A 26,618-nucleotide genomic window follows, 5' to 3' on the forward strand; every position below is an offset into this window, starting at 1 on the left:
CGCGCTTCCCGCAACTCCTGAGGAAGCGCCGCCACCGCGCCCGAATTTCGTTGGCCATGGCAACAAATCCTGCGAGCACCGGGCAGAATGAGCGCATGACGCAACGGAGCAACTGGGCGGGCACGTACGAGTACCACGCCGCCGACATCCCCGAGCCCGAGTCGATCGAGGAGGTGCAGTCCCTGGTCCGCTCGAGCGACCGGATCCGCGCCCTCGGGACCCGCCACTCCTTCAACGCCCTGCCCGACACCCCCGGCACCCTGGTGCACCTGGGCCGGATCGCGCCCGAACCGGTCATCGACGCCGAGGCGAGCACGATCACGGTCGGCGGATCGACGCGCTACGGCATCGTCGCCTCGCACCTGCACGCGGCCGGCTACGCCCTGCACAACATGGGCTCGCTCCCGCACATCTCGGTCGCCGGTGCGATCTCGACCGGCACCCACGGGTCCGGCGACCGCAACGCCAACCTCTCCTCCGCCGTCTCGGCGCTCGAGATCGTCACCGCCGACGGCTCGCTCCGCACGATCCGCCGCGGCGAGCCCGGCTTCGAGGGCGTGGTCGTCGGACTCGGCGCCTTCGGCATCGTGACCCGCGTCACCCTCGACATCCAGCCCACCTTCGACGTGCGGCAGGACGCGTTCGTCGACCTGCCCTGGGACCGCGTGCTCGACGACTTCGACGCGATCACCTCCTCCGCCTACAGCGTCAGCCTCATGACGCACTGGTCGAGCCCGACCGTCGAGCAGCTGTGGCTGAAGACGAAGGTCGAGAAGGGGAGCGTCGCCGACGTCGACGCGACGCACCTGGGCGCGGTCGCCGCCTCCGCGAGCCTCTTCGCCGTGTCGGAGGGAGTGGACTCGAACCTGAACCCGTTCGGCGGGTCGGTCGGGCCGTGGTCCGAGCGGCTGCCGCACTTCCGCCTGGACCGCGAGCCGAGCGCGGGCGACGAGATCCAGAGCGAGTACATGGTGCCGCGCGACCGCATCCGCGAGGCGATCGTCGCACTGCGCGCCATCGGCGACCGGATCGACGAGGTGCTGCTGATCACGGAGCTGCGCACCATGGCGGGCGACGACCAGTGGCTGTCCCCGGCGTCCGGTCGCGACAGCGTCGGCATCCACTTCACGTTCGCGAAGGACCGCGCCGGAGTCGACGCCGTGCTGCCCGCCGTCGAGGGCGCGCTGCTGCCGCTGGGCGCGCGCCCGCACTGGGGCAAGCACTTCCTGGTCGGAGCGGACGAGATCGCCCCGCTCTACCCGCACCTGCCCGAGTGGCGCGCGCTGGTGGGCGAATGGGATCCCTCCGGACGCTTCGCGAGCGACTTCGTGCGCGAGCGCCTGCTGGGCTGACGCCCTTCCACGAGATGCCACTCCGGTACACGACACGCCGATGCCGGCGTACCGGAGTGGCATCTCGCGGGCTCGTCAACGGGGTGATGGCGGCGGGAGTCGGGTCGTAGCGTCGGAGGGGACGAGAGGGAGGCACCATGCCCGCACGCGACGAGATCCCGTCGACCATCGAGCGCTCCGACAAGCACGCGCAGGACCTCTGGTCGGCCGCGCACGACTCCGCCGTCGAGAGCTACGGAGAGGGCGAGCGCGCCCACCGCACCGCCTTCGCCGCGCTGAAGCACGAGTACGAGAAGGTCGGCGACCACTGGGAGCGCAAGGACGAGAAGGGTCCGTCCGACCTCGCGGGCCGCCGAGCGCGGCACCGACGGCGGCGGAGAGACGGCGGGCGGAGTCGACGCGAACGCCTCGAAGGCGCACCTGATGGACCTCGCCAAGCGCCTCAAGATCTCCGGCCGCTCCCGCATGACGAAGGACGAGCTCGTCGAGGCACTGCAGAAGGAGAACGCCCGGCAGACCCGCAAGGCCCGCTGACTCCCCTGCTGGTCGAGTGGCCGCGCAGCGGCGTATCGAGACCCGCCACCGCCCGGAGACGGGGATCTCGATACGCCCGCTCCTCGGGCTACTCGATCGGCAGACCCTGCTGGTCGAGTAGCCGCCGCCGGCGGCGTATAGAGACCCTCCCCGCCCCGTCACCGCAGCAGTACCGGCCCCGCTCCGATCGCGACGCGGAACAGCGAGTACGGATACGCGCGCAGGTCCACTCCGCCCTGGTAGTCGGCCTGGCGGTGCAGCTGGTTCGCCGTGAAGTAGAGGTGCTCGTCCGTCGCGACCGACATCGTGTCGGGCCACAGCATCCGCTCGTCGTGGACCAGCGTCTCGAGCACGCCGTCGGTGCGCCGGCGCAGGATCGCGTTGTGCTCGTAGTCGGTGGCGTAGAAGCGGCCGAGCGCGTCGGTCTCGAGTCCGTCCGATCCGCCGCCCTTGTCGCCCTCGTCGACGACCGTCGCCGAGACCTCGTCGTCGGACACCGCCCGGTCGGCGAGCGCCGCCGTCGAGACGCTCCACCAGCGCCGCGAGACGAGCGGGCAGTACCAGAGCCGCTCGCCGTCGGCCGAGATCGCGATGCCGTCGGCACCCATGGTGACGGGCTGCGGATCGCCGTCCTCGGGCCGCTTCATCAGGACGCGTCCCTCCGCCACAGCCACCATCTCGGGCGGCGTGAGCGCCTTGGTCGAGGGGTGCTCGTGCAAGCGGCGCCAGGCCGTGCCCGATTCGAGGTCGACCACGATCAGCCCGTTGGGGCCGGAGTCGGCGGAGTCGGTGATGTACGCGACCCCGCGGCGCAGATCGAAGCGCACGTCGTTGAGGTAGGTCGTCGGCAGGGCGACGTCGGGCTCGAAGACGATGACCTTCTCGACCGTGTCGGTGGCGAGGTCGACGCAGACGAGCTTCGGTCCGCCCCGCTCCGTCGGCTGGAACAGCGGACTGCCGGTGTCGAGGATCCACAGCCGGTCGGCCGGATCGACGACGATGCTCTGCACCGAGACGAGCGCGGTCTCGTCGTGGTCGCTCGCGGGGCTGTTCCACTCCTCGCTCGGGAACGGCACCGCCACTCCGTCGCGCAGCTCGACGACCGTCGCCGGCACCTCGTCGCCCCACTTCGGGAAGTTCACGAAGATCCGCCCGGTGTGCGACACGCTCACCCCGGTGGGCATCGGCCCGCTCTCGAACGCGTGCACCAGCTCGAGCTCGCCGACCGGCTCGTCGACCGGCCTGGTCTCGCGTCCGGCGTCGTGCTGTCCCCAGAAACCCATCGGATGCCCTCCTCGCGTCGGCCGCGCGGCTCGCGACCTCTGTTCGACGCTAGGCATGCGGGGCGCGGAGCGGGGGCCGCTTGACAGGTCGCGGAGGGGCGGGGCAGAGCGGGACGGGCGCGCTCAGCGCAGCGAGTCGCGCACCTCCGCGAGCCCGAGCTCGAGCTCGGCGAACGTCGTCGACAGCGGCGACAGTCCGATCCGGATGCCGTCCGGGTTCCGGAAGTCGGGGATCACGCCCCTCGCCTGCAGCTCCGGCACCAGCGCGGCCGACTTCTCGTGGTCGACGGTGACGTGCGATCCGCGGGCGGCGGGATCGCGCGGAGTCGCCACGCGGGCGCCGAGCGGCACCAGCCACTCGTCGATCAGCTCGAGCGCGTACGCCGTCATCGCCTCGGACTTGGCGCGGATCGCGGGCATCCCCACCTCGGCGATCAGCGCGATCATGTCCTGCATCGCGAGCATCCCGGTGATCGGCGGCGTGCCGCTGAGGAAGCGCCGCATCCCCTCGGCGGGACGGTAGCCGGGACCCATCTCGAACATGTCCGCGACGCCCATCCAGCCCTGGATCGGCTGCGCCAGCGACTCCTGGTGCCGCACGGCGACGTACGCCCAGGCCGGCGCTCCGGGACCCCCGTTCAGGTACTTGTAGGAGCAGCCCACGGCGAGGTCGGCGCCCCACGCGTCGAGCCGCATCGGCACGGACCCGACAGAGTGGGAGGCGTCCCACAGCACGAGCGCGCCCGCGTCGTGCGCCTGCGCGGTGATCGCCGCGGCGTCGGCGAGGAAGCCCGAGCGGTAGGCCACGTGACTGAGGAGCACGAGAGCGGTGCGGTCGCCGAGGACGGGCGCGAGCTCCTCGGGCCGCACTCCCGCGTTCGGATCGGACGCGACCCAGAGCAGCGTTGCTCCGGTCTCGGCCGCGATGCCCTCGAGCACGTAGCGGTCGGTCGGGAAGTTGTCGCTGTCGACCACGATCTCGTCGCGGCCGAGGGGCAGCTGGTGCGCGAGGGCCGCGCGGGCGAGCTTGTAGAGCAGCACGGTGGTGGAGTCGGCGACGACGGTCTGCCCGGCCGCCGCTCCCAGCGCCGCGGCACCGAGCGCGTCGCCGACGGTGAGCGGCATCTCGAGCCAGCTCTCGGACCAGCCGCGGATGAGGCGGCCGCCCCACTCCTCCTCGGCGAAGCGCTGGAGCCGCTCGATACTGGCGCGCAACGGCCGCCCGAGCGAGTTGCCGTCGAGGTAGGAGCGCACCTCGGGGGTGCGGACGAAGAGCTCGGGGTACTGCGCGAGCGGGTCCCGGGCGTCGAGGGGATGCATGCCCTCACCCTACGGTCGCGGCGCGTGCGGCTCCGGGGGTGGACGGCGCCCGCTTCTCGCGACCCACTCCTCGAAAGTCGTCGTACCTCGAGCCCCAGTACGACAACTCCTGCGGACTCGAGCACCTTCACTCTCTCGCCCCCGCTGCCGCCGCCGCCGACTCCTCGAGAATCGTCGTACTCGAGCCCCAGTACGACAACTCCTGCGGACTCGAGCACCAGCCCGCTTTCCCAGCACCCCCACGACCCTGAGAAATCAACGAGCAGACGCGGATCCGCCCTGCACCTACCGTCGATGCAGGACGACCCCCACCCTCGACCCTCCGGAGCCGCCCCATGCCCGCACCCACCATCGGCCTGCACGTCTCGCACGAGCAGCTCGACCCCCGCACCGCCCTCGACGTCGCCCGCCGCGCCGGCGAAGTCGGCTTCACCGAGGGCATGTGCTCCGACCACCTCACGCCGTGGAGCGAGCGGCAGGGCGAGTCCGGCTTCGCCTGGTCGTGGCTCGGCGCCGCGCTCGCGTCGACTCCGCTGGGCTTCGGAGTCGTCAACGCACCCGGCCAGCGCTACCACCCGGTGATCATCGCGCAGGCCGCCGCGACCCTCGAGCTCATGAATCCGGGCCGCTTCTGGGTCGCACTCGGCAGCGGTGAGGCGATGAACGAGCACGTCACCGGCGAGCGCTGGCCCGCCAAGCCCGAGCGCAACGCCCGCCTCCGCGAGTGCGTCGACATCATGCGCGCCCTGCTCGCCGGCGAGGAGGTCAGCCACCGCGGTCTCGTCACGGTCGATCGGGCCCGCGTCTGGTCGCTGCCCGCGATCCCTCCGCCGTTCGTCGGAGCCGGAGTGACGGCCGCCACCGCGGGCTGGCTCGCCGAGTGGGCCGACGGCTTCGCGACCATCTCCCAGCCCGAGGACAAGCTGCGCCGCACCATCGCCGCCTACCGCGACGCGGGCGGTCGCGGCGAGGTCATCGTGCAGGCCCAGGTCGCGTACGTGCCCTCGCAGAGCGGAGGCGCGCGCGCCGCCCGCAGACTCGCCCACGACCAGTGGCGCACCAACATCTTCGAGCCGCCGCTCTGCTGGGACCTCGACACGACCGAGCACTTCGATCTCGCCGCCGAGCGCACCACCGAGGACCAGGTCGCCGAGTCCGTGCTCTGCACCGACTCGGCCCAGGAGCTCTCGGACGCGATCGCGCTCTACGCCGACTGCGGCGCCGACCGCGTCTACCTCCACCACGTCGGCAAGGAGCAGGACGAGTTCCTCGACGCGATGGGCACCACCGTCCTCCCCGACTTCCAGGAGCGCTCCGCATGAGACTGACCGACACCAGCGACCTGTGGTGGCGCTCCGCCGTCTACTACAACCTCGACGTGAAGACCTTCATGGACTGGAACGACGACGGGGTCGGCGACCTCGAGGGCCTCGCGCACCGCATCGACTACCTCGCCGAGCTCGGCGTGAGCTGCCTCTGGCTGGCGCCGTTCTACCGTTCGCCCGGCAAGGACAACGGCTACGACATCAGCGACTTCTTCGGGGTCGACGAGCGCTACGGCCACCACGGCGACGTCGTCGAGGTGATCCGCACGGCGCACGACCGCGGCATGCGCGTGATCATCGACCTGGTCGTGAACCACACGTCCGACCAGCACCCCTGGTTCCAGGCCGCGCGCTCCTCCCCCGACAGCCCGTACCGCGACTACTACGTCTGGCGCGACGAGCCGCCGGCCGACCAGCCCGCGAACGTCTTCCCCGATGCGGAGGACGGCGTCTGGTCATTCGACGAGGAGGCCGGCCAGTACTACCTGCACAACTTCTACCGGCACCAGCCCGACCTCAAGACGGACAACCCGGCGGTGCGGGACGAGATCGCGAAGCTGGTCGGATTCTGGCTGCAGCTCGGAGTCGACGGCTTCCGCGTCGACGCGGTCCCGTTCCTGATCGAGCCCGGCGCGCACGACGAGCACGAGTGGCTCCGCCTGCTGCGCCGCTTCGTCTCGCGCCGCTCGGGCGAGGCGATGATGCTCGGCGAGGTCAACGTGAGCCGCGACCAGCAGCTCGCCTTCTTCGGCGGATCCGACGCCGACGAGCTCTCGATGCAGTTCGACTTCATCGCGAACCAGCGCCTCTACCTGGCGCTCGCCCGCGGCGACTCCGCGCCGCTGGTCGAGGCGCTCGCGAGCCGTCCCGAGATCTCGGTCGGCAGCCAGTGGGCGAACTTCGCGCGCAACCACGACGAGCTGACCCTCGACCAGCTCGAGGACTCGGAGCGCGACGAGGTCTTCGCAGCGTTCGCCCCGGACGAGTCGCAGCGGATCCACGGACGCGGCATCGTCCGCCGCCTCCCACCGATGCTGGGCGGCGATCCCCGACGCCTCCGCATGGTCTACAGCCTGCTGTTCTCGCTGCCCGGCGCCCCGGTGCTCTACTACGGCGAGGAGATCGGCATGGGCGAGAACGCGTCGGTCCCGGGCCGCAGCGCCGTGCGGACCCCGATGCAGTGGAGCTCGGCCGCGAACGGCGGCTTCTCGCGGGCCGACGCGTCGGATCTGATCGCGCCCGTCACCGGGGACGGCTTCGGCCCCGAGCACGTGAACGCCGCCGATCAGCTCAAGGCCCCGGAGTCGCTGCTCGCGCATCTGAAGGGCCTCGCGTGGCTCTACCGCCGCTCCCCCGAGATCGGCTGGGGCGAGTACACGCACCTCCCCGCCGACGAGTCGTGCGTCTTCGCGCACCGGATGTCGGCCTCGACCGGTTCGACCGTCGCGGTGCACAACTTCGCCTCGAGCCCGCGGACGGCGGCGCTGACCCTGCCCGACGTGCAGCCCGGCGCGCGCCTGGTCGACTCGCTGAGCTCGGAGGAGTACCCCGTCGGGGACGACGGCGCGGTGTCGATCCCGATCGACGGCTACGGCGGCCGCTGGTTCCGCCTGCTGTCGGACGGCTCCCGCCGCCTGGTCTGACGCGGGCGCCCGGTCGCCCGACTCCGACTGCGGCTGCGACCCCGCAGAAGTTGTCGTACTCGACGCCCAATACGACAACTTCCGCGTACTCGGGGGCGATGCTCACCGCGCCCGAACCCACCCGGCCGGCGACTCCGCAGAAGTCGTCGTACTCGACCACCCAGTACGACAACTCCTGCGGACTCGAAGGGAGTCCGGCAGCCGCGGGGTCGGGCCGCTCAGCGCACCCCTGAGAATTCGCGAGGCGTTCTCACGGCGAGCATCCCTACTGTTGCTCCGTGGATCTCGACACCCTTCTCAACATCGGCCTCGTCGTCCTCTTCGTGCTGATCGGAGGAGTGTTCGCCGGCACCGAGATGGCGATCGTCAGCCTCCGCGAGAGCCAGGTCCGCGCGATCGAGGCGCAGGGCGAGCGCGGGGCCCGCATCGCGACCCTCGTGCGGAACCCCAACACGTTCCTCTCGGCCGTGCAGATCGGCGTCACGCTGGCCGGCTTCTTCTCGTCCGCCTACGGAGCGTCGACCATCGCGCCCGACCTCGCCCCGCCGCTCGAGGCTCTGGGCCTGTCGGCCGGAGTCGCCTCCACCGTCGCCTTCATCGGCCTCACGCTGGTCATCGCCTACCTCTCGCTCGTGCTCGGCGAGCTGGTGCCCAAGCGCCTCGCGATGCAGAAGTCGGTCGCGTTCACCAAGGTCCTGGCCCCGCCGCTCAACGGTTTCGCGCGCCTGATGCGCCCCGTCATCTGGCTGCTCTCGGTCTCGACCGACGGCGTCGTGCGCCTGCTCGGCGCCGACCCGCGCGAGAAGGGCGAGAGCGTCTCGGCCGACGAGGTGCGCGACATGATCTCGAGCAACACCGAGATCCACGAGGACAGCCGCCGCCTGCTGACCGACATCTTCCGCGCCGACGACCGCCGCGTCGCCGAGGTCATGCGCCCGCGACCGGACGTGGACTTCCTCCGCGGCGAGCTCCCCCTCGAGGAGGGCTACCGCGCCGTCCTCGACCAGCCGCACTCCCGCTACCCCGTGGTGGGCGAGAACCGCGACGACGTGCTGGGCTTCGTGCACGTCCGCGACCTGATGGCCGCGTTCCCGGACGCCGCCCAGGAGGGCACCGCGAGCAGCGTCGCCGACATCACCCGGCCGATCCTCGCGGTCCCGGGATCGACGAAGGTGCTCGCAGCGCTGCGCACGATGCGGCAGGACGGCCATCAGATCGCCGTCGTCGTCGACGAGTACGGCGGGACCGACGGCATCATCACGCTCGAGGACCTGCTCGAGGAGCTGGTCGGCGAGATCTACGACGAGTACGACGGCGCCCGGCAGGAGGTCGACGCGAAGGCGGCCGAGCAGCTGCACGACCTCGACGGAGGCATGATCCTCGAGGACCTCGAGGAGATGCTCGGCGTCGAGCTGCCCGACGGCCCCTACGAGACGGTCGGCGGCTACATCCTCGACCGCATCGGCCGAGTGGCCGTGGTGGGCGACTCGATCGTCATCGGCGAGCACCTCCTCCGCGTCGCCGAGACGGATCGCTACCGCATCTCGCGCGTGACGCTCACCCCGCAGCCGGCCTCGTCGACCTCCGCGGACCCGGCCGAGCCGAGCGCGTAGCCCCCGCGTCCCGCGGCGACCGAGTCGCAGCGGCCGAGCCGCGCGCCCCCGCGCCCTTCTCCGGCAGCCGCGTCCCGACCCCTCACGGCAGCCGCGTCTCGACCCACCGCGTCGCCGGGAGCCCGCGCACCCCCGGACGCGCGAGCCAGAGCCCGCCCGCGAACGGGTGCGCCGCCCGCTCGTCGGCCGACAGGTCGCGCGACGCCGAGCTCACGACCGCCACGTCGAGCCCCTCGCCCGCGAAGGCGATGCTCGAGGAGTGCGGCGCGTCGACCTCGATGCCCTCACCCTCGACGAGGCGCCCCTCGGAGTCGTAGACCCGCACCCCGGAGCCGCCCCAGATCGCGACCCAGAGGCGCCCGTCGGCGTCGACGGTCATCCCGTCGGCGAAGACGCCCTCCTCGAGCTCGACGAACGTCTCGCGCGCGCCGTGCGACCCGTCGGAGTAGGGGCGGCGGAAGATCACGCCGGACTCGGTGTCGATCGAGTACATCACCGCGCCGTCCGGCGACCAGCCGAGCCCGTTCGAGAGCCGCAGGTCGTGGTCGAGGACGGTGACGGATCCGTCGTGCTCGAGGCGCAGCAGCACGTCGTCGCCGACGGACTCGCCGAGGGTCAGGGAGCCGACGACGAGCCGGCCCTGCGGGTCGATCGAGCCGTCGTTGAAGCGGTGCCCCTCGGGCAGCAGCTCGGAGCCGCGCGTGAGCGACCCGTCGACCTCGAGGATCGCGAGGCGGCGGGTCAGCGCGACGAGCACGCGCCCGTCGCCCAGCGGCAGCGCGCAGCCCACCTGCTCGCCGACGTCCGAGCGCGAGACGGCGCCCAGCCCCTCGGCCCCGAGCGGCGCCGACAGCACCGCTCCGGACTCGATGTCGACCCAGGTGAGGCGGCCGGTGGAGGCGTCCCAGACGGGGCCTTCGCTGAGGACGTAGGAGGGGGTGCCCGCGGGCGTCGCGACGATCATGGACTCAACCTAGCCAAGCCGCCCCGGCACGGGCTCCGGGGTGGACGAGCCGGTGGAGAAGCGTGCCGACCCACGAGTGGGGAGGAGCGCCGCCTCCCGAAACGCACTGTTCTACACCCGCGCGGCACCACTCCGATAGCCCGGCGATACGAATCCGCCGCAGGGCTATCGTCTGATCTCGCCGCGACCGGATGAGGGCTGCACCGAGCGAACCGGGGCGACAGGAAGGCGTTCGCCATGTCGACCACCGACACCCCTCGGGGCCCCGTCCGGAGCCTCGTCCCCGCCCGGATCGACCGGCTCCCGTGGACCCGGTTCCACTGGTCGATCGTCGTCGGACTCGGATTCTCCTGGGTCCTCGACGGACTCGAGATCCAGATCGTCGCGAGCGCCGGCTTCGCGAGAGAGTTCGACCTCTCGGCCGCCCAGGTCGGCGTGCTCGGCACGGTCTACCTCGTCGGCCAGATCGCGGGCGCCCTGATCTTCGGCCGACTGAGCGACAAGCTGGGCCGCCGCAAGCTCTTCATCCTGACCCTGGTGATCTACCTCCTCGCCAGCGGCATCGCGGGACTCTCGCCGAACTACGCGTTCCTGGCCGTGTTCCGCTTCTTCGCGGGCATGGGCATCGGCGGCGAGTACGCGGCGATCAACTCCGCGATCGACGAGCTGATCCCCTCCAAGTACCGCGGACGCGTCGACATCGCGATCAACGGCACCTACTGGGGCGGCGCCGCGCTGGGCTCCGCCGCCAACCTCTTCTTCCTCAACGACGAGATCTTCGCCGAGAACATCGGCTGGCGGCTCGGCTTCTTCCTCGGCCCGATCCTGGGCCTCGCGATCATCTACCTCCGCCGGCACATCCCCGAGAGCCCCCGCTGGCTGATGACGCACGGCCGCGAGGAGGAGGCGGAGCGCACCGTCGACGAGATCGAGCGGCGCGTGGAGAAGGAGGGGGGCGTGCTCGAGCCGGTCGATGACGCGAAGGCCATCACGGTGAAGGCCACCGAGAGCATCCCGTTCCGCACGATCGCGCGGGTCCTCATCCGGCAGTATCCGAAGCGGACGCTGGTGGGCGCGACCATGATGGTCACGCAGTCCTTCCTGTACAACGCCATCTTCTTCACCTACGCACTGGTGCTCGAGAACTTCTACGACGTGGAGCAGAGCGCCGTCTCGTACTTCTTCTTCCCGTTCGCGATCGGCAACCTGATCGGCCCGCTGGTGCTGGGCCACCTGTTCGACGTGTGGGGCCGCCGCAAGATGATCTTCCTCACCTACGGCGTCTCGGGAGCGGTCCTCGCCCTGTCGGCCGTGCTGTTCAGCATGGACGTGCTCACCGCGACGACGCAGACGATCCTCTGGTGCGTGTCCTTCTTCTTCGCCTCCGCGGGCGCTTCGAGCGCCTACCTCACCGTCAGCGAGATCTTCCCGCTGGAGCTGCGCAGCCAGGCCATCTCGTACTTCTTCACCCTCGGCCAGATCGCCGGCGCGATCGCTCCCACCCTGTACGGCGTGCTGATCGGCGACGGCAGCGACCGCGGTCCGCTCACCGTCGGCTACTTCGTCGGGGCCGGGGTGATGATCGTGGGCGGCGTCGTGGCGCTGATCTTCGGGGTCGACGCCGAGCGCCGCAGCCTCGAGAGCATCACGGAGCCGCTCTCGACGGTCCGCGACGGGGACTGACCGCGCAGAACGTCGGTCGGGAGTGCTGCTCAGCCACGATCGTGGCCGACGGGCGCTCCTGGCCGACGTTCTGCAGACCACCGACGCCGAGTGGCACCCGGCGCTCCTCGGCCGAGCCCGATCTCCTCGCCCAGCGGCCACCGTCGGGCACTTCCCGCTGCTCTGAGCCGCTCAGAGCAGCAGATCGTGTCCAACGGGGAGCCGCTGCGGTCCGATCCGTCGCGAACGGCAGCCGCCGGACCACTCCCTCGGCCGACGTTCCCCGGGTCAGAGCGCCGCGGGCGGGACCGGCGGCGGATCCGGGATCTCGTCCACCGCCGACCGCGGCCAGATGACGGTGGGCATCCGCTGCCGCTCGGTCAGTGCGAGCGCCTCGCGCGCATGGGCGAGCACGTGCGCGCTGAACCCCGCATCGACGGCGCCCGGCGGATCGAACGCGTCGAGGAGGTCGCGGAGCACGCGCTCCGGAGGGACGGGAAGCTGTTCGGGTTCGTTCACGTCGACCACTGCCGATCCGGTGGTGGGTCTCGCGCCGGGGTCCAGGGCACGCCGCGAGTGGAGAGAGGGTCGACGCCGCGGCGCCGGATCGAGCGGGGACTCCCGTCCCTGCCGTCGCACCGGATGCGGACTCGACATGGTCGTCGTCGGCACCCTGTCATCCATCGTGCAAGGCTGCCGCTCAGCGCCCCTTCCTGGGAGTGGGTTGACAGCGCTCCAGCGGTCCTCGGTCAGCGCAGTCCGTCGAGCACCGCCTCGAGCTCGTCGACCGCGAAGTCGATCTCGTCCTCGGTGACGACCAGCGGAGGAGCGAGGCGGATCGTGGATCCGTGCGTGTCCTTGGCCAGCACACCGCGCGCCATCAGCGCCTCGCAGACGGCCCGGCCCGTGGCGAGCGCGGGGTCGATGTCGATGCCCGCCCAGAGTCCGGCTCCGCGCACGGCGACGACGCCGCGGCCGATCAGGGCGGTGAGCCGCGCGTGCAGCTGTGCGCCGCGGGCGACGGCGAGCGCCTGGTACTCGCCGGTGGCGAGCATCTCGACGACCGCGAGGCCCACGGCGGCGGCGAGCGGGTTGCCTCCGAAGGTCGAGCCGTGCTGACCGGGCTGCAGCACTCCGAGCACGTCGGCGTTCGCGACCACGGCCGAGACCGGCACGATGCCGCCGCCGAGGGCCTTGCCCAGCAGGTACACGTCGGGGACGACTCCGACCAGATCGCAGGCGAAGGTCGCACCGGTACGGCCCAGTCCCGACTGGATCTCGTCGGCGATGAAGAGCACGTTCCGGCGAGCGGTGATCTCGCGGACGGCGGGCAGGTAGTCGGCCGGGGGCACGACGATGCCGGCCTCGCCCTGGATCGGCTCGATCAGCACGGCGACGGTGTCCTCGTCGATCGCCGCCTCCAGCGCCGCCGCGTCGCCGAACGGCACCGTGCGGAACCCCGGAGTGAACGGAGCGAAGCCGTCGCGCGCCTCCGCGTCGTCGCTGAACGAGATGATCGTGGTCGTGCGCCCGTGGAAGTTGCCCGCGGCGACGATGATGTTCGCGCGTCCCGGCGTCACGCCCTTCACCCGGTAGCCCCAGGCGCGCGCGACCTTGATGCCCGACTCCACGGCCTCGGCGCCCGTGTTCATCGGCAGGACCATGTCCTTGCCGGCGAGCGCCGCGAGCGCGGTGACGAACGGGCCGAGCCGGTCGTTGTGGAACGCGCGACTGGTGAGCGTGACGCGGTCGAGCTGGTCGCGGGCCGCGGCCAGCAGCACCGGGTGCGAGTGGCCGAAGTTGACGGCGGAGTAGGCGGCCAGGCAGTCGAGGTAGCGGCGCCCCTCGACGTCGGTGATCCAGGCGCCCTCGCCCGTCGCGGCGACGACGGGCAGCGGGTGGTAGTTGTGCGCGGCGTGCGCCTCCTCCTCGGCGATCAGGGCGGCGGAGGCGGTGGTCGTGGCCAGGATGCTCATGTCGGTCCTCTCGTGATCGGGGGTCAGCGGCGCAGCTCGAGGGTGCAGCACTTCACGCCGCCGCCGCCGAGCAGCAGCTCGGACAGGTCGACGCCGATCGGCTCGTAGCCGCGCTCGCGCAGCTGGCGCTCGAAGCCCACGGCGCGCGAGGCGATGACGACGTGCAGTCCGTCCGAGAAGGAGTTGAGCCCGAGGACGGAGGCGTCCTCCTCCGACACCAGGATCGCGTCGGGGTAGAGCTCCTGCAGCACGCGGTTGCCCTCGTCGCTGAACGCGCTGGGCAGGTAGGCGATGTTCTGGTCGTCGAGCACGGCGATCGCCGTGTCGAGGTGGTAGAACGACGGGTTCACGAGCTCGAGGGTCACGACCTCGCGGCCGAAGACGCGGGCCACCTCGGCGTGCGAGTCCGAGGCGGAGCGGAAGCCGGTGCCCGCGAGGATCCGCTCGCCGACGAGGAGGAAGTCGCCCTCGCCCTCGTTCACCTCCTCGGGGACGCGCACGTCGAAGCCGGCGCCGCGGAACCAGTCCATGTACGCCGGACCCTCGGGCTGCCGCTCCGGGTAGGTGAAGGAGGCGCCGTAGGCGATGCCGTCGATGACGAAGCCGCCGTTCGCGGCGTAGACCATGTCGGGCAGGCCCGGCTCGGGGTCGATCAGCTGCACGTCGAAGCCGAGGCCGACGTAGGTGTCGTAGAGGGTCTGCCACTGGCGCACGGCCAGCGCGGTGTCGGTCGGGACCTGCGGATCCATCCACGGGTTGATCCGGTACACGACGGTGAAGTGCTCGGGTCGGCACATCAGGATCGTCTTGGCGACGGGGGTGCGGGTCGGGGCGGCGGAAAGCACAGCGGTGTCGGTCATTCGAGTCCTCCTGCGAAAGGCTGCGGATGAGCGGACCGGGTCCAGTGGCGCCGGATCCCGCGGAAGATCATCACGGGGTGGCGCACGCTCCCGCCCAGTCTCGCACGCGCGGATCCTGCGATTTCCACCGCTCGGCGCAGGGATCCGCTGAGAACGCGCGCCTTGACGCTCGATCCGTGCGGAGTGCGCGACGGCGGCGTCTCCCCCGGCCCTCCTCCGCCGACGTCCTCGCCCGACGTCGTACCCACCGTTCGGGGAACCCGCGCGACCCCCGCCCCCGTGAGCCGTCCTCGGCCCGCAGCTAGCATGCAGACACCGTGTCCGCCGCGGCCCGCCGCGAATCCTCTCGAAAGATCTGCCGTGCCCACACGCCGCCGTCGCGCGCCGCGCCTCGTCCCCCTCAGCTCCGTCGGTCTCGCCGCCGTGCTGCTCGCCGGTCTCGCCACCGGCCCTGCAGCGAGCGCCGCTCCGCTCCCTCCGCTGGGATCGGCGACGTCCGCCGAGACCGCTCCGTCAGCGGCCCCCGCACCCTCCGCCGCGTCCGCTGACCCCGTCGCCGTGGCCGCTGAGGGCGACATCGTGGTGACGGGCACCCTCGCCCTGTCGGGCGTCGACGAGGCGCACCCGGCACCGGAGGGCGACGCGTACACAGTGCGCGTCACGAACGAGGACCTCGAGACCGTCAGCGAGACGGTCACCGGAGCGGCCTTCAGCGTGCCCCTCCCCGCCGGCGGCCCGTACCACCTGCAGGCGTCGGTGACCGGCAGCACGACCTGGTACCCCACCTGGTACGGCGACACCCCGAGCCCCGAGGACGCCGACCCGATCAGCGCCAGCGCCGAGATCGTCGTCACCCTGCCGCGCACCGCCTCCGTCGCGGGGACAGTCGGCACCCCCGACAGCAGCTACCTCGAGGGCGTCGCCGACTACACGGTCCAGGCCTGGTGGATCGACCCGGCGAGCAGCGAGCGGCCCCGCCTCCTCGGCGAGACGGCGACCTCGGGCGCCGCGCTCAGCACCTCGGACTGGTCGTTCAGCGGTGCCGCGGCGCTGCCGGTCGGCTCGTACAAGTTCCGCGTCACGCAGCCCGGCTACCCGGACTTCGACGACCAGTACTACTTCGACAGGTCGAGGCTCAAGGACGCGCGGGTCGTCCCGCTGACGACCGCTGGTCGCACCGGCATCGACTTCACCATGCGCGACTTCGGGTCCGCCACCGACCGCATCGCGGGCGACGACCGGTACGGCACCTCGGCGAAGACCACGCAGCTGGCCTTCCCCGGGACGGTCCCGGTGCTCTACGTCGCGAGCGGTGCGAACTGGCCGGACGCCCTCACCGCCGGTCCGGCGGCCTCGTTCCAGGGCGGAGCGCTGCTGCTCACCGATCCCGGGCAGCTGTTCCCCGTCACCGCCGCCGAGATCCAGCGGCTCCAGCCCGAGGAGATCATCGTGGTGGGCGGCGCTCCCTCCGTCAGCGAGGACGTCCTCCGCGCGATCGACGCGCTGTCGCCGACGGACACCGTCCGGCGCATCGGCGGACTGGACCGCTACGAGACGAGCCGCATGATCGTCGAGGACGCGTTCCCCGCCGGCGCGTACCGCGAGGTGTTCCTGCCCACCGGGCTCAACTTCCCCGACGCCCTCTCCGTCGCACCCATCGCCGGGCGCGAGGGCCAGCCGGTCATCCTCGTGGACGGGGCGCAGAACGCCCTCGATGCGCCGACCCGTGCGGCGATCGACCGTCTGGACGCGGACCTGGGCCAGCTGGTCGGCGGCACCCCGTCCATCTCGGCGGGCATCGAGGCCGATCTCGTCGCCTCCGGCCTCGTCGGCGACGTCGACCGGATCGCCGGAGTGAACCGCGACGCCACGAGCCGCCTCCTCAACGCCGCGTACCCGCCGTTCGAGCTCCAGGACCGCGCGTTCCTCGCCCGGGCCGACTCGTTCGCCGACGCCCTCTCGATCGGCCCGACGGCCGCCGCCCTGGGCGCCCCGCTCTACCTCGGCTACCGGGACTGCGTCCCGTACGACACCCGGGTCGAGCTGCAGGCGCACGAGCTCGACTACGTGACGCTGCTCGGCGGACTGCCCACGTTCCAGGCGTCGGTCGACTCGCTCACGACCTGCCGCTAGAACGGTCGGGACGCCCCGTCGCCTCGCGCATCTGCGGAGCGACGGGGCGCCTGCAGAAGACCGCGCCCGCGGCCACGAGCCCCGGCGCGACCGCGGGATTCCACTCGACCGCCGCCGATCTGCCCCCTGACAGGGGGCGTCGCCCCCGCACCGCCCCGTTAGATTCAGAAGACCTCGTGTCCGCCGCGGTCCGCCGCGACCATCGGAAAGACTCCCGTGACTCCTCGCCGCCGTCGGCCCTCCGCGCGTCTGCTCGCGCTCACCCTCTCCACCGTCGGCGCCGTCGCGCTGACCGGACTCGTCGCCTCGCCCGCGCACGCCGCTCCGGCGCCGGTGGTCGGCTCGATCACCTCCCCGGCCTCGGTGCCCGGCTCGCACACGTACACGGTGCAGGCCTGGACCCTGGCGGGCGACGTCGCCGAGGCGAAGCTGGTCGCCTCGACGGTCACGACCCTCGCGAGCGGAGCCACGGGCGGCTACACCCTTCCCGCCCTGCCCGACGGCTCCTACGTCGTCCGCGTCCTCGAGACACCCTTGCAGGGCGCCGTCCCGACCGTCGGCGACCTCTTCTGGCAGGACACCGACTGGGTGGGCTCCTCGACCCGCGTGGACGTCGCCGGCACGACCGTCACGGGCATCGACTTCGCGCCGGACCCGTACTTCTTCTCCACCACCCGCGTCGAGGGCAGCGATCGCTACGCCACCTCAGTCGCCTCCACGCAGTCCTTCGAGCCCGGGGTGCCCGTGCTCTACATCGCCAGCGGCGCGGGATGGGCGGACGCCCTGAGCGCCGCCCCCGCCGCCTCCGTGCAGGACGGAGCGCTCCTGCTCACCGACCCGAACGCGCTCTTCGCGAGCACCTCCGCCGAGATCACGCGGCTCGCTCCGAAGAAGACCGTCGTCGTCGGCAGCGACGCGACCGTGTCCGCAGCCGTCTACCAGCAGATCGACGCACTCGTCGCCGGCCCGATCACCCGCATCGGCGGGACGGACCGCTACGACACGTCACGGAGGATCGTGGCGGACGCGTTCGGAGCCGGCTCGGCCGACGAGCTGTTCCTCGCCACCGGCGGCAGCTTCCCCGACGCCCTGTCCGTCGCCCCGGTCGCGGGCCGGAGGGGCCAGGCCGTCCTGCTGGTCGACGGCGCCGAGCCCGACGTCGACGACGCCACCCGCTCCGCCATCACCCGCCTCGACCCCGAGAGCGCGGTGATCCTCGGCCAGGCGCCGTCCGTCTCGGCGGGGATCGAGGCCGACGTGGACGCCCTGGTCGGCGACACCACCCGCATCGGCGGCGCCAGCCGGTACGCCACGAGCCGGCTGATCAACGAGGCCTATCCGGCCCAGGGCCTCAGCGCCACGACGTACCTCGCCTCGGGCGAGGGCGCCGCGGACGCCCTGTCCGGAGCGGCCGTCGCCGCCGCACAGGGGGCGCCGCTCTCGCTCGCCCGTCCCGACTGCGTGCCCGCCGAGACGATCGACTCGCTCAAGCGCCAGCACCTCGACACCGCCGTCGTGCTCGGGAGCGAGCTGACCCTGTCGATCGGAGTCACCCGCTTCACGGCCTGCTGACACCTCCTCGCGGCTGCGGCCCGCGGATCGCGTGACGGCGCGACCGCGGGCCGCTACTGTCGGAGTGCCAACGTAGGACATTCATTCCGGAGACCCCCATGAGCACTGCCACCGCACGCCCCCTCCTCGTCGGGATCGAGACCGGAGGCACCAAGGTCGTCGCCGCCGTCGCCGCCCTCGACGAACCGGAGCGGCTGCTCGCGACGACCACGCTGCCCACCCGCGGCCCCGTCGAGACCCTCGCCGACATCGCGGCGTTCGTCCGCGGGCACGGCGTCGAGGGCTCCGTCTCGGCGATCGGCGTCGCCTCGTTCGGGCCGCTCGACGTCGACCCCGGCTCACCCTCCTACGGCCACCTCACCTCGACGCCCAAGATCGGCTGGGAGGGCGTCGACGTCCTCGGTCCGTTGGGCGAGGCCGCGCCCGGCGCCCGCACCGCCCTGGTCACCGACGTCAACGGCGCCGCCCTCGGCGAGGCGCGCTGGGGCGCCGCCGCCGGGGAGCCCGACTTCGTCTACGTCACCGTCGGCACCGGAGTGGGCGGTGGCCTGCTCGCCGGCGGCCGCCTCCTCGCCGGCAGCGGCTGGCCCGAGATCGCGCACCTCCTCCCCCGCCGCCATCCCGAGGACACCTTCGCCGGCACCTGCCCGTTCCACGGCGACTGCCTCGAGGGCCTCGTCGCCGGGCCCGCGATCTCGGCGCGCTGGGGCGTCGACGGCTCGAGCCTGGGGCCCGAGGACGCGGCGGCGAACCTCCGCTTCAGCTCGTTCTACCTCGCCCAGCTCGTCACGACGCTCGCGTACGTCGCCGGAGTGCGCCTGGCGATCCTCGGCGGCGGGGTGTCAAAGACGCCCGGACTGCTCGAGGCGGTCGAGGCCGAGGTGCAGCGGTTGATGGGCGCGCCGGGAGCGACGGGCACGTCGGCGGGGCGCATCCGCATCGTGCGTCCGGGCCTGGGCGACGAGTCGGGCGTGCGCGGCGCGCTGTCGCTCGCGCAGTCCCTGGTCTGAGCCTGCGGGTCAGCCGAGCAGCTCGGCGACCAGGCGCTCCACGCGACCGCGGATGTCGTCGCGGATCGGGCGCACCTGCTCGAGCGGCAGACCGGCCGGATCGGCGAGCTCCCAGTCCTCGTAGCGCTTGCCGGGGAAGATCGGGCAGACGTCGCCGCAGCCCATGGTGATCACGACGTCCGACACGCGCACCTGCTCGGTCGTCATCTGCTGGGGCACCTCCTGCGAGATGTCGATGCCCTCCTCCGCCATCGCGGCGACCGCGACGGGGTTGATGCTCGCACCCGGCTCCGAGCCGCCGGAGCGGACCTGGACCCGGCCGCCGGACAGGCTCGTCAGATAGCCGGCGGCCATCTGCGAGCGGCCGGCGTTGTGGATGCAGACGAACAGGACGGCGGGGGCGTCGCTCATGGGGGGGCTCCTCGGAGTGGGGATGGGGATCGGCCTGACGAGTATGACGGCGGACGGTGAACACGGGGAGACCTGCGGCGGCGCTACCCTCCTGTCCATGACTGGACACGAGAGCCGACCGCAGCCGGGAGCGGGCCGCGACGAGACGCCGGAGGAGCGCTCCGATCGCAACTGGAACGAGATCCTGCAGGAGCTGCGCGTCGTGCAGACCGGCACGCAGATCCTCGGCGGCTTCCTGCTCACCCTCTGCTTCCAGCAGCGCTTCACCGAGCTCGCCGCCCCGGATGTCGCGCTCTACCTGGTGCTCGTGTTCCTCGCCGCGTCGGTGACCGTGCTGGCGCTGGCCCCGGTCACCGTGCACCGCCTGCTGTTCGCACGCGGACGCAAGGCGGAGCTGGTGCGCTTCGGCAACCGCATCGTCCTGACCTGCCTCGCTGCCGGCTCCCTCCTCTTCGTGGGAGTCGTGACGTTCGTGTTCGACTTCGTCCTCACCCAGGCGGCGGGGCTCGTGGCGGGCGGCGCGGTCCTGCTGATCATCGCGCTGGTGTGGGTGACCGCGCCCGTGATCCTGCGGCGGAGCTGAGGGCGCACGGCGCTCCTGCGCCCGACGCGGTCGCGCGAGGATGCCAGGCGGGAGCGGACGGAGTCAACCGGCTGCAGGCCTCGCGCGGCGCTCCCTAGCGTGGTGACGTCGGCGCATCCCGCGCCGCGCGCGAGAGGAGATCGGGCATGAGCGGCATCGACGGACCCCAGGACAACCCGCAGAACCACGACACGGTGAGCGACGCCGGAGTGGACAAGCCCTCGCAGGCCGAGGGCGACGACGCGCAGGTCAGCGACGCCGAGAGCACCGCCGAGGACGTCACGACCGCGGTCGACGACGACGACCTCGACGCGGGCGTCAGCGAGCCGACGGACTGAGCGTGATCCCCGCGCTGAGCGCCCTGGACAGCACCGCGGCGGTCCTCTCGGACGGCTACCTGTTCGGGACGAGGCGCTTCGCGCAGGTCGAAGGCGACGCCTTCCGCACCCGGATCCTCGGGCGGCCCGTCGTGGTCGCCCGGGGGATCGAGGCCGCGCGCTTCTTCTACGAGGGCGGTCGCTTCGACCGGGCGGGCGCCCTGCCCGGCTCGGTGCTGCACCTTCTGCAGGACGAGGGCAGCGTGCAGACCCTCGAGGACGAGCGGCACCGGCGCCGCAAGAAGCTCTTCCTCTCGCTGATCGAGGCGCCGGAGGAGCGCTCGCGGCTCGTCGACGCCTTCGCGGTCGAGTGGCAGCGGGCCGCCGCGCGCTTCGCGGGCGCTCCGGTGCCGCTGCAGGACATGGCGGCCGAGGTGCTCGGACGCGCGGTCCTCGTCTGGGCCGGTGTCGCGCTCCCCGATCGGGAGGCGCAGCAGCGGTCGGACGAGCTGCGCAGCATGGTCGACAACGCGGGCCGCTTCGGACCGCCGAACTGGGCGGCTCGGCTGCGGCGCCGGCGCACCGAGAGCTGGGCACGCGGCCTGCTCGAGGCGAGCCGGGCGGCGGGACTGCCGCCCGAGGACGGCGCGGCGTCGATCGTCGACCGGATCGCGCATGCCGAGGAGGACGGCGCCCCGCTGCCGATCGAGGTCGCCGCCGTGGAGCTGCTCAACCTGCTTCGGCCGACGGTGGCGGTAGGGCGCTTCGTCGTCTTCGCCGCGCTGGCGCTGCACGAGCACCCCGAGTGGCGCGAGCGTTTCGTGCACCCGGAGGAGCGCGCGGCCTTCGCGAACGAGGTGCGCCGGTTCCACCCCTTCTTCCCGATGGTCGGCGGACGGGCCCGCGGCGGTCTGGAGTTCCAGGGCGAGACCCTGCCCGACCGGCAGTGGTTCCTGCTCGACCTGTACGCGACCGACCACGCGACCGCGCACTGGGACGCGCCGGAGACCTTCGATCCCGAGCGCTTCCTCGCCCCCGTCGACCGCAACGGCTTCATCGCGCAGGGCGGCGGCCACTACGGCGACGGCCACCGCTGCCCCGGCGAGCCCGCGACCGTCGACCTGCTGGCCGAGGCGCTGGAACTGCTCGCGACCGGGCACCCGTACGACGTGATGCCCGGGCAGGACTTCTCGATCAGCCTCCGCTCGTTCCCGACGGAGCCGGCGGACGGCTTCGTGGTGACGTTCCGGGCCTGACGTCCTCCCCAGGGGCGCGGGACGGAGCGTCTCCACCGATCGCGTCACTCCGGATCCGCGCCGGCCAGCGCCGGGGCATCCTCGCGGCATGCAGGTGTCGAGTCAGTCCCCGTCGTCGAGAGCGTCCAGGTCGCGGAGCGCGTCCCGGGCGCGCGAGAGCCGCGCCTCCTCGGGCTCGTCCCACCAGGCGGGGCCCCGCTCCCCGAGCCCGTGCTTGGCGAGCCCGGTGCGGGTGCGGGCGGCGGCCACCGCGTCCTCGTCCCCGGCGCGCTTCGCCGACCGGGTGCCCGATCGGCCTCGGCCGAGGTGGGAGGTCAGGGCGGCGACGAGCTCCTCGGGGAGGATCGGGTCGGTGCGGCGCCAGCGGCGGCCGTTCACGACGAGCCAGCGCTCCGCGTCCTGCCGGGCGGCGGCCTGCTCGACGTCTTGCTCGACGGCGTCCTGCTCGTCGGCGTCCTGCTCGTCGTGCTGGTCAGCCACGCCCGTTGATCCGATCGCCGGTGCTCGTCAGGTCGACGGATTCGGGCAGCCGCAGCGCCTCGATCACGCCGCGATCGGCGAGCGCGAGGATCCGGGCGACGAAGCTCCTCCGAGCCGCCGATCAGCGTCGAGTCGAAGTCGATCTCGCTCGCGAGGTACCAGGCGCGGTCGTCCGGCCAGAGTGCGATCGGCGTCTGGAGGACTCTGCCGTCGGCGGTCGCGAGTCCTGCGTCGAGAGCCCAGGCCGGGTCGACGAGCGCTCGGACGTCGAGGTCGACCAGGAGCGACTCCCGCTGAGGCAGCGCGATGCTCTCGAGTCGCGACGTCACCCGACGTCCGCTTCCCGAGACCCGGGCGGCCCCGCTCCGATCCTCCGGAACGTCACGGGATCCGAGAACGATCGTGCTGATCACGCCCGTCCCCTCCCAGAACGCCGCCGAGCACCGCTCGCGAGTCGTGGTGGCGCCGGCGAGGACATCGGCGATCGCCGCCAGCTCGTCGAGGTCGAGCTCCCCGAGCCGCGGGGCGCCGAGCGTCCGGTCGTGGCGCGAGAGGTCCTCCCACTGCGCGAGCGGATGCAGCACCGTCCCGGCGCGCTCCGCGACATCGCGCCACCTGAGCCGCTCCCCCGCGTCATCGGAGGCGGGATGCAGGATCCGCACGGCGGCCTCGAACAGAGGCGGAACGATGCCCTCGAACGTGGCGAAGGGGCCCAGCGCGTCGAGCACCCAGCGGCCCCGCTCCGGGTCGGTCTCGGCGTGGAGGGCGCTCATCCGGTCAGGCTAGCGGCGCGAGACGAGTCCGGACAGGGCTGCGAAGGCGCGCTGGGGGCCGGTCGTCCCCGTGAGCTCCGCCGAGAGGGCGGCGAGCCGCTCCCGTCCCGGGTGGTCGGCGGCGAGCAGCCGCCGGGCCGCCGCGGCGATCGCCCCGGATCCGGCGCTGTTCGGGTCGAGCACCTCGGCGACTCCCGCGTCCTCGAGCGCCGCCGCGCCGGCGAACTGATCGGTCGAGAAGGGCAGCACCACGAGCGGCACGCCGGCGGTCATCGACTCGGTGACGCTGTTGTTGCCGCCGTGGGTGATCGCGAGAGCCGCGCGGCCCAGCAGCGTGACCTGCGGGAGGAACCCGCGCACCAGCCAGGTCGGGGGCAGCTCGCCCAGCGCAGAGCGGTCCGTCGCTCCGGAGGCGAGCGCGACGCGCACCGGCCGGCCGTCGACCGAGACGTCCGCGAGCGCCGCCGCGACGCGCGCGAGCACGTCGTCGCGCACCGAGAGGAAGCTGCCGAAGCTCACGTAGACGACCGGGTCGTCCGAGGCGGCGAGCCACTCCTCGACCTCGTCGTCGACCGGCTCGGAGCGGACGGCCGAGCCGAGGAAGGCGTGCGGAGGCAGCTGGGCGGTGCGCGCGGGGTCGTGCAGGCCGCCCGGGTAGTTCAGCAGCAGCACGTCGCCGGACTCGGCGAAGGCGTCCTGACTCGACGGGGCGGAGAGGTCCAGCGAGGCGAGGGCGGCGTTCCACTCGGCGGTGAACGCGTCGCGGACCTCGTCGCACAGGGCGCGCAGGGCGGCGAGCCCGTCCGGGTCGGGAGCGAAGGCGTCGGGCCAGACGGGCGGGAACCCGTAGACCTCGCCGGGCACCGTGAGGGCGGTCGGATGCCCGAGCACCACGTCGCCGTAGGGCACGCCGAGCGCGCGCAGCGCCACCCGGGCGGTGAAGGCGAGGTGGTCGACGACGATCGCGTCGGGCTGCACCTCGTCGAGGATCTCGCGCAGCCGCGCGGCGACACCCGCCGGATCCCACAGCAGATCGGTCAGCCGCTCCCGCGCCTGGTAGGCGAGGGTCGGCACCATGCCGCGCCGGGTGGCGTCGAAGAACCCGCGGAGCGAGGCGCCCTCGTCCGGAGCCTGCTCCTCGGCGCGGATCGTGCCGGGGTTCGAGCCCCGGCCCAGTCGCAGCGCGACGTGGTCGAAGCCGAAGTCGTCCACGATCGACCGGGTCGCGTCCCCCGTCGCCACGACCACCCGCTCCCCGGCGTCGCGCCAGGCGGTGCCGAGGGTCGCGAGCGGGAGCAGGTGGGAGGCGTAGTCCGGACTCACGATCAGCAGGGTCACGACGCCCCCCAGCACGAGATCCGAGCGCAGCGGCCGCTCCTGGTCGGCCGTCGCGTGCGCGTAGACGCCCGAGAGGGCACGCGCCATGGCCTCGATCGTGTACCGCTCGGCGACCATCGCGCGGCCGCGCTCGGAGGCGTCCTCGGCCAGCGGACCGCCCGCCAGATCGAGGGCGTCCGCGGCGGCACGGCCCAGTGCGGCGCAGTCGGCGGTGTCGATCAGGAAGCCGGTGACGCCGTCCTCGACGTAGGTGACCGGACCGCCGGTCGCGGGAGCGACGACGACGAGGCCCGCGGCGAGCGCCTCGAGCAGGGCGATGCCGAACTCCTCCTTCACACTGGCGCAGACGTACGCGCCTCCCGGGGCGGCGAGACCCGGCCTGCCGTGCCGGACCGCGCCCAGCCACCGGGCGACCGTGCCGTTGGGCCGGTGACCGGCGAGCAGGAGACCCGCCGAGGAGCCGCCCGCGGCGCCGATGCGGTCGAGCTGCTCGCGCTCGTCCGGGCTGGGGTGGGCGAGATCGCCGCCCACCAGCACGAGGTTGGCGCGCCGGCGCAGCGACGGATCGCCGGCCCACGCCTCGGCCAGGGCGGCCATGCCCTTGACCCGGTGCAGGCGACCGACGCTGAGCAGCAGGGGCAGGCCGCGCCGCTCCTCCGGGAGCTCGCGGAGGAGCTCGTCGAGGGCCGAGAGGTCGTCGCCCGCGTCGAGCGCGACGGGCTCGCCCGCGGCGGCACTCCGCGCGGCCCGCTCGCCCCGCTCGACCAGGCGCACGTCGATCCCCTCGGGGACGATCGTGTGCCGCTCCGGGTGCGCGGTGATGTCGATGCCGATCAGCTCGCGCATGCTCCGCTCCAGCTCCGCCCGCGGGAACAGGACGGTGTGGGCGGCATCGGCGGCGAGTCGCTGCACGAGGCGCACGCGGAACCAGAAGTGGTCCGCGGCGTCGCGGTCGCCGAAGTCGGCCCGCGACAGAGCGCCGGAGGCGTCCAGGCCCGCGATGAGCGCGTGCGGATCCGGGGCGACGGTGAACACGACGGGGATCTCGAGCTCGCGGGCGACCGCGGCGGCGGCCAGCGACCCCACGTCGGCCATCCGCAGGTGCAGCACGTCGACCCGTCCCGCGGCGCGCAGGATCCGGCGGATCCCCCGCTCGGCCGCGACCCGGCGCGGCCAGGCCTCGGGCATGGGCACCGCGGGTCCCGCGAAGGGCACGGGCGCGAAGCCGTGGCCGGAGGAGGGCAGCTCGGCGAGAGCGCGCTCCGCCTCGGCCGGTGTCCCGCGCGAGAGCGTGAGGACGCGCTCGATGCCGTCCTCGCCCTCGAGCGCGTCGCCGAGCCGGACCAGCAGCGTCGCGATGCCGCCGTTGTCCCCGGCGCCCACTCGCGTGAGCGTGCCGTCGATGTCGGCGTGCACGAAGAGCTGCGCGATGGTCGGTCCCGCGTCAGAGACCGGAGCCGGAGCGTGGTCGAGGAGCGCGGTGCGCGCGATCGAGCCCAGCGCGCCGTCCAGTGCGGTCAGGCGCGACAGCAGCAGCTCGGCGTCGTCGGAGCGGCGCTCCCCGAGCGCGTCGATGGCCGCGGCCCGGGCGTCGAAGCCCTCGGCCTCGTCGGCGGCCACTTCGAGCAGGGTCCGCTCGGCGATTGCACCGGGCACGAGGCCCAGGGTCTCGACGACGCGCGAGCGGGCGCCCGGATCGCGCTCGCCGATCAGCACGCCCTCCAGGGCGAGCGAGATCGGATCGGGCGTCGAGGGCGCCCACAGCAGCAGGGTGCGCTGGGCGAGCATGCCGGCGAAACCGCCCGCGCCGATCATCCGGAGCAGAGGGCCGACGGCGCTGGGGCGGGGGAGGCGTCCGCCGAACGCCCATGCCGCGTGCTCGCGGACGAAGGGCCGCTCATCGGCGAGCAGGCGCAGCAGCGCCAGATCGGCCTCCTCGTCGAAGACCTGGGCGAGCGAGTGCACCGCGGCGATGGCCGTCAGCTGGTCGGAGGGGTCGAGAGCGGCGCGGGTCAGCAGTCGCACCGCGCGACCGCCTCCATCGCTGACCGCGGCGATGGTGAGCTCGTCGGCGGCCCGGATCGCCTCGAGCAGGGTGGGCGCGCCGCGCACGGCATCGAGAACGGTCTGGGTGGCCACGGTTCACCTGGTCTCGTCGGGGCGGATGGGGCGGCACATCCGCACCGCTCGTCCTTCGGAGCCCTCGGGCTCGA

General features: G+C 72.8%; 21 protein-coding genes and 1 pseudogene. 12 read left to right on the top strand and 10 right to left on the bottom strand.

What is annotated here, in order from left to right:
* The first annotated feature begins 95 nt into the window (after window positions 1–95).
* Both AC0CID_RS11440 and AC0CID_RS11445 read left to right on the top strand, forming a co-directional pair.
* The gene (locus tag AC0CID_RS11440) at window positions 96–1,352 is read left to right on the top strand and encodes a D-arabinono-1,4-lactone oxidase (RefSeq protein ID WP_465226904.1); all 1,257 of its coding nucleotides are present in this window, start codon (window positions 96–98) and stop codon (window positions 1,350–1,352) included.
* 137 nt (window positions 1,353–1,489) lie between these two features.
* Window positions 1,490–1,886 (top strand): annotated as a pseudogene (locus AC0CID_RS11445) (ChaB family protein).
* A gap of 158 nt (window positions 1,887–2,044) precedes the next feature.
* Here AC0CID_RS11445 and AC0CID_RS11450 read toward each other — a convergent pair.
* Both AC0CID_RS11450 and AC0CID_RS11455 read right to left on the bottom strand, forming a co-directional pair.
* Window positions 2,045–3,169 (bottom strand): L-dopachrome tautomerase-related protein, encoded by a 1,125-nt coding sequence (locus AC0CID_RS11450; RefSeq protein ID WP_465226905.1) that lies wholly within the window; start codon window positions 3,167–3,169, stop codon window positions 2,045–2,047.
* A gap of 123 nt (window positions 3,170–3,292) precedes the next feature.
* Window positions 3,293–4,489, bottom strand: a complete 1,197-nt coding sequence (locus AC0CID_RS11455) for a kynureninase (RefSeq protein WP_465226906.1) — start codon at window positions 4,487–4,489, stop codon at window positions 3,293–3,295.
* A gap of 335 nt (window positions 4,490–4,824) precedes the next feature.
* On the opposite strand from AC0CID_RS11455, the gene AC0CID_RS11460 reads away from it, so the two are divergent.
* From AC0CID_RS11460 to AC0CID_RS11470, 3 genes are all read left to right on the top strand, one after another.
* Window positions 4,825–5,811 (top strand): TIGR03885 family FMN-dependent LLM class oxidoreductase, encoded by a 987-nt coding sequence (locus AC0CID_RS11460; RefSeq protein ID WP_465226907.1) that lies wholly within the window; start codon window positions 4,825–4,827, stop codon window positions 5,809–5,811.
* Window positions 5,808–7,457, top strand: coding sequence for an alpha-amylase family protein (locus AC0CID_RS11465; protein ID WP_465226908.1), 1,650 nt, complete (start codon window positions 5,808–5,810; stop codon window positions 7,455–7,457). Before AC0CID_RS11460 ends, AC0CID_RS11465 begins: the two co-directional genes overlap by 4 nt.
* Window positions 7,458–7,735: 278 nt before the next feature.
* The gene (locus tag AC0CID_RS11470; protein ID WP_465226909.1) at window positions 7,736–9,070 is read left to right on the top strand and encodes a hemolysin family protein; all 1,335 of its coding nucleotides are present in this window, start codon (window positions 7,736–7,738) and stop codon (window positions 9,068–9,070) included.
* An 82-nt stretch (window positions 9,071–9,152) separates the two neighbouring features.
* Here the strand turns inward: AC0CID_RS11470 and AC0CID_RS11475 are convergent, their stop codons facing one another.
* The gene (locus AC0CID_RS11475) at window positions 9,153–10,034 is read right to left on the bottom strand and encodes an SMP-30/gluconolactonase/LRE family protein (RefSeq protein WP_465226910.1); all 882 of its coding nucleotides are present in this window, start codon (window positions 10,032–10,034) and stop codon (window positions 9,153–9,155) included.
* A gap of 237 nt (window positions 10,035–10,271) precedes the next feature.
* On the opposite strand from AC0CID_RS11475, the gene AC0CID_RS11480 reads away from it, so the two are divergent.
* A complete protein-coding gene (locus AC0CID_RS11480; protein WP_465226911.1) occupies window positions 10,272–11,717 on the top strand; it encodes an MFS transporter in 1,446 nt (481 codons plus the stop codon).
* A 267-nt stretch (window positions 11,718–11,984) separates the two neighbouring features.
* On the opposite strand, the gene AC0CID_RS11485 is transcribed toward AC0CID_RS11480, so the two are convergent.
* The 3 genes from AC0CID_RS11485 to ddaH all read right to left on the bottom strand — a co-directional run bounded on the left by AC0CID_RS11485 (window position 11,985) and on the right by ddaH (window position 14,532).
* Window positions 11,985–12,215: a hypothetical protein gene (locus AC0CID_RS11485; RefSeq protein WP_465226912.1), complete on the bottom strand. Its 231-nt coding sequence runs from the start codon at window positions 12,213–12,215 to the stop codon at window positions 11,985–11,987.
* 230 nt (window positions 12,216–12,445) lie between these two features.
* Window positions 12,446–13,672, bottom strand: coding sequence for an ornithine--oxo-acid transaminase (rocD, locus tag AC0CID_RS11490; protein WP_465226913.1), 1,227 nt, complete (start codon window positions 13,670–13,672; stop codon window positions 12,446–12,448).
* Between the two features lie 23 nt (window positions 13,673–13,695).
* Window positions 13,696–14,532, bottom strand: coding sequence for a dimethylargininase (gene ddaH, locus AC0CID_RS11495; RefSeq protein WP_251946905.1), 837 nt, complete (start codon window positions 14,530–14,532; stop codon window positions 13,696–13,698).
* A 360-nt stretch (window positions 14,533–14,892) separates the two neighbouring features.
* Between ddaH and AC0CID_RS11500 the strand changes: the two genes are divergently transcribed.
* From AC0CID_RS11500 to AC0CID_RS11510, 3 genes are all read left to right on the top strand, one after another.
* Window positions 14,893–16,665 (top strand): cell wall-binding repeat-containing protein, encoded by a 1,773-nt coding sequence (locus AC0CID_RS11500; protein WP_465226914.1) that lies wholly within the window; start codon window positions 14,893–14,895, stop codon window positions 16,663–16,665.
* Between the two features lie 216 nt (window positions 16,666–16,881).
* Window positions 16,882–18,237 (top strand): cell wall-binding repeat-containing protein, encoded by a 1,356-nt coding sequence (locus tag AC0CID_RS11505; RefSeq protein ID WP_465226915.1) that lies wholly within the window; start codon window positions 16,882–16,884, stop codon window positions 18,235–18,237.
* A 98-nt stretch (window positions 18,238–18,335) separates the two neighbouring features.
* Window positions 18,336–19,247, top strand: a complete 912-nt coding sequence (locus tag AC0CID_RS11510) for an ROK family protein (protein ID WP_465226916.1) — start codon at window positions 18,336–18,338, stop codon at window positions 19,245–19,247.
* Between the two features lie 9 nt (window positions 19,248–19,256).
* Here AC0CID_RS11510 and AC0CID_RS11515 read toward each other — a convergent pair whose 3' ends face one another.
* Window positions 19,257–19,658 carry an arsenate reductase ArsC gene (locus tag AC0CID_RS11515; RefSeq protein ID WP_465226917.1) on the bottom strand — a complete coding sequence of 134 codons (402 nt, stop codon included), beginning with the start codon at window positions 19,656–19,658 and terminating at the stop codon, window positions 19,257–19,259.
* A 97-nt stretch (window positions 19,659–19,755) separates the two neighbouring features.
* Between AC0CID_RS11515 and AC0CID_RS11520 the strand changes: the two genes are divergently transcribed.
* The 3 genes from AC0CID_RS11520 (at window position 19,756) to AC0CID_RS11530 (ending at window position 21,814) form a co-directional block, all read left to right on the top strand.
* Window positions 19,756–20,241 (top strand): DUF6328 family protein, encoded by a 486-nt coding sequence (locus tag AC0CID_RS11520; RefSeq protein ID WP_207403547.1) that lies wholly within the window; start codon window positions 19,756–19,758, stop codon window positions 20,239–20,241.
* A 146-nt stretch (window positions 20,242–20,387) separates the two neighbouring features.
* Complete coding sequence (locus tag AC0CID_RS11525; RefSeq protein ID WP_465226918.1) at window positions 20,388–20,579, top strand: hypothetical protein; 192 nt, start codon at window positions 20,388–20,390, stop codon at window positions 20,577–20,579.
* 2 nt (window positions 20,580–20,581) lie between these two features.
* Complete coding sequence (locus AC0CID_RS11530; protein ID WP_465226919.1) at window positions 20,582–21,814, top strand: cytochrome P450; 1,233 nt, start codon at window positions 20,582–20,584, stop codon at window positions 21,812–21,814.
* Window positions 21,815–21,916: 102 nt separating this feature from the next.
* On the opposite strand, the gene AC0CID_RS11535 is transcribed toward AC0CID_RS11530, so the two are convergent.
* From AC0CID_RS11535 to AC0CID_RS11545, 3 genes are read right to left on the bottom strand one after another with little or no spacing between them, the layout of a single operon-like run.
* Entirely contained in the window at window positions 21,917–22,192 is a 276-nt protein-coding gene (locus AC0CID_RS11535) for a biopolymer transporter Tol (protein WP_465228092.1), read from the bottom strand.
* A complete protein-coding gene (locus tag AC0CID_RS11540) occupies window positions 22,189–23,067 on the bottom strand; it encodes a hypothetical protein (RefSeq protein ID WP_465226920.1) in 879 nt (292 codons plus the stop codon). Before AC0CID_RS11540 ends, AC0CID_RS11535 begins: the two co-directional genes overlap by 4 nt.
* A 9-nt stretch (window positions 23,068–23,076) precedes the next feature.
* Window positions 23,077–26,544 (bottom strand): glycosyltransferase, encoded by a 3,468-nt coding sequence (locus AC0CID_RS11545; RefSeq protein ID WP_465226921.1) that lies wholly within the window; start codon window positions 26,542–26,544, stop codon window positions 23,077–23,079.
* Between the last annotated feature and the right edge of the window lie 74 nt (window positions 26,545–26,618).

The sequence above is a fragment of the Rathayibacter sp. AC451 genome (assembly GCF_979253095.1).

Coding starts and splice junctions, on each gene's coding strand:
- rocD (WP_465226913.1), bottom strand. CDS start 13,672: ATGAGCATCCTGGCCACGACCACCGCCTCCGCCGCCCTGATCGCCGAG.
- ddaH (WP_251946905.1), bottom strand. CDS start 14,532: ATGACCGACACCGCTGTGCTTTCCGCCGCCCCGACCCGCACCCCCGTC.
- AC0CID_RS11440 (WP_465226904.1), top strand. CDS start 96: ATGACGCAACGGAGCAACTGGGCGGGCACGTACGAGTACCACGCCGCC.
- AC0CID_RS11465 (WP_465226908.1), top strand. CDS start 5,808: ATGAGACTGACCGACACCAGCGACCTGTGGTGGCGCTCCGCCGTCTAC.
- AC0CID_RS11515 (WP_465226917.1), bottom strand. CDS start 19,658: ATGAGCGACGCCCCCGCCGTCCTGTTCGTCTGCATCCACAACGCCGGC.
- AC0CID_RS11450 (WP_465226905.1), bottom strand. CDS start 3,169: ATGGGTTTCTGGGGACAGCACGACGCCGGACGCGAGACCAGGCCGGTC.
- AC0CID_RS11510 (WP_465226916.1), top strand. CDS start 18,336: ATGAGCACTGCCACCGCACGCCCCCTCCTCGTCGGGATCGAGACCGGA.
- AC0CID_RS11540 (WP_465226920.1), bottom strand. CDS start 23,067: ATGAGCGCCCTCCACGCCGAGACCGACCCGGAGCGGGGCCGCTGGGTG.
- AC0CID_RS11520 (WP_207403547.1), top strand. CDS start 19,756: ATGACTGGACACGAGAGCCGACCGCAGCCGGGAGCGGGCCGCGACGAG.
- AC0CID_RS11455 (WP_465226906.1), bottom strand. CDS start 4,489: ATGCATCCCCTCGACGCCCGGGACCCGCTCGCGCAGTACCCCGAGCTC.
- AC0CID_RS11475 (WP_465226910.1), bottom strand. CDS start 10,034: ATGATCGTCGCGACGCCCGCGGGCACCCCCTCCTACGTCCTCAGCGAA.
- AC0CID_RS11525 (WP_465226918.1), top strand. CDS start 20,388: ATGAGCGGCATCGACGGACCCCAGGACAACCCGCAGAACCACGACACG.
- AC0CID_RS11460 (WP_465226907.1), top strand. CDS start 4,825: ATGCCCGCACCCACCATCGGCCTGCACGTCTCGCACGAGCAGCTCGAC.
- AC0CID_RS11480 (WP_465226911.1), top strand. CDS start 10,272: ATGTCGACCACCGACACCCCTCGGGGCCCCGTCCGGAGCCTCGTCCCC.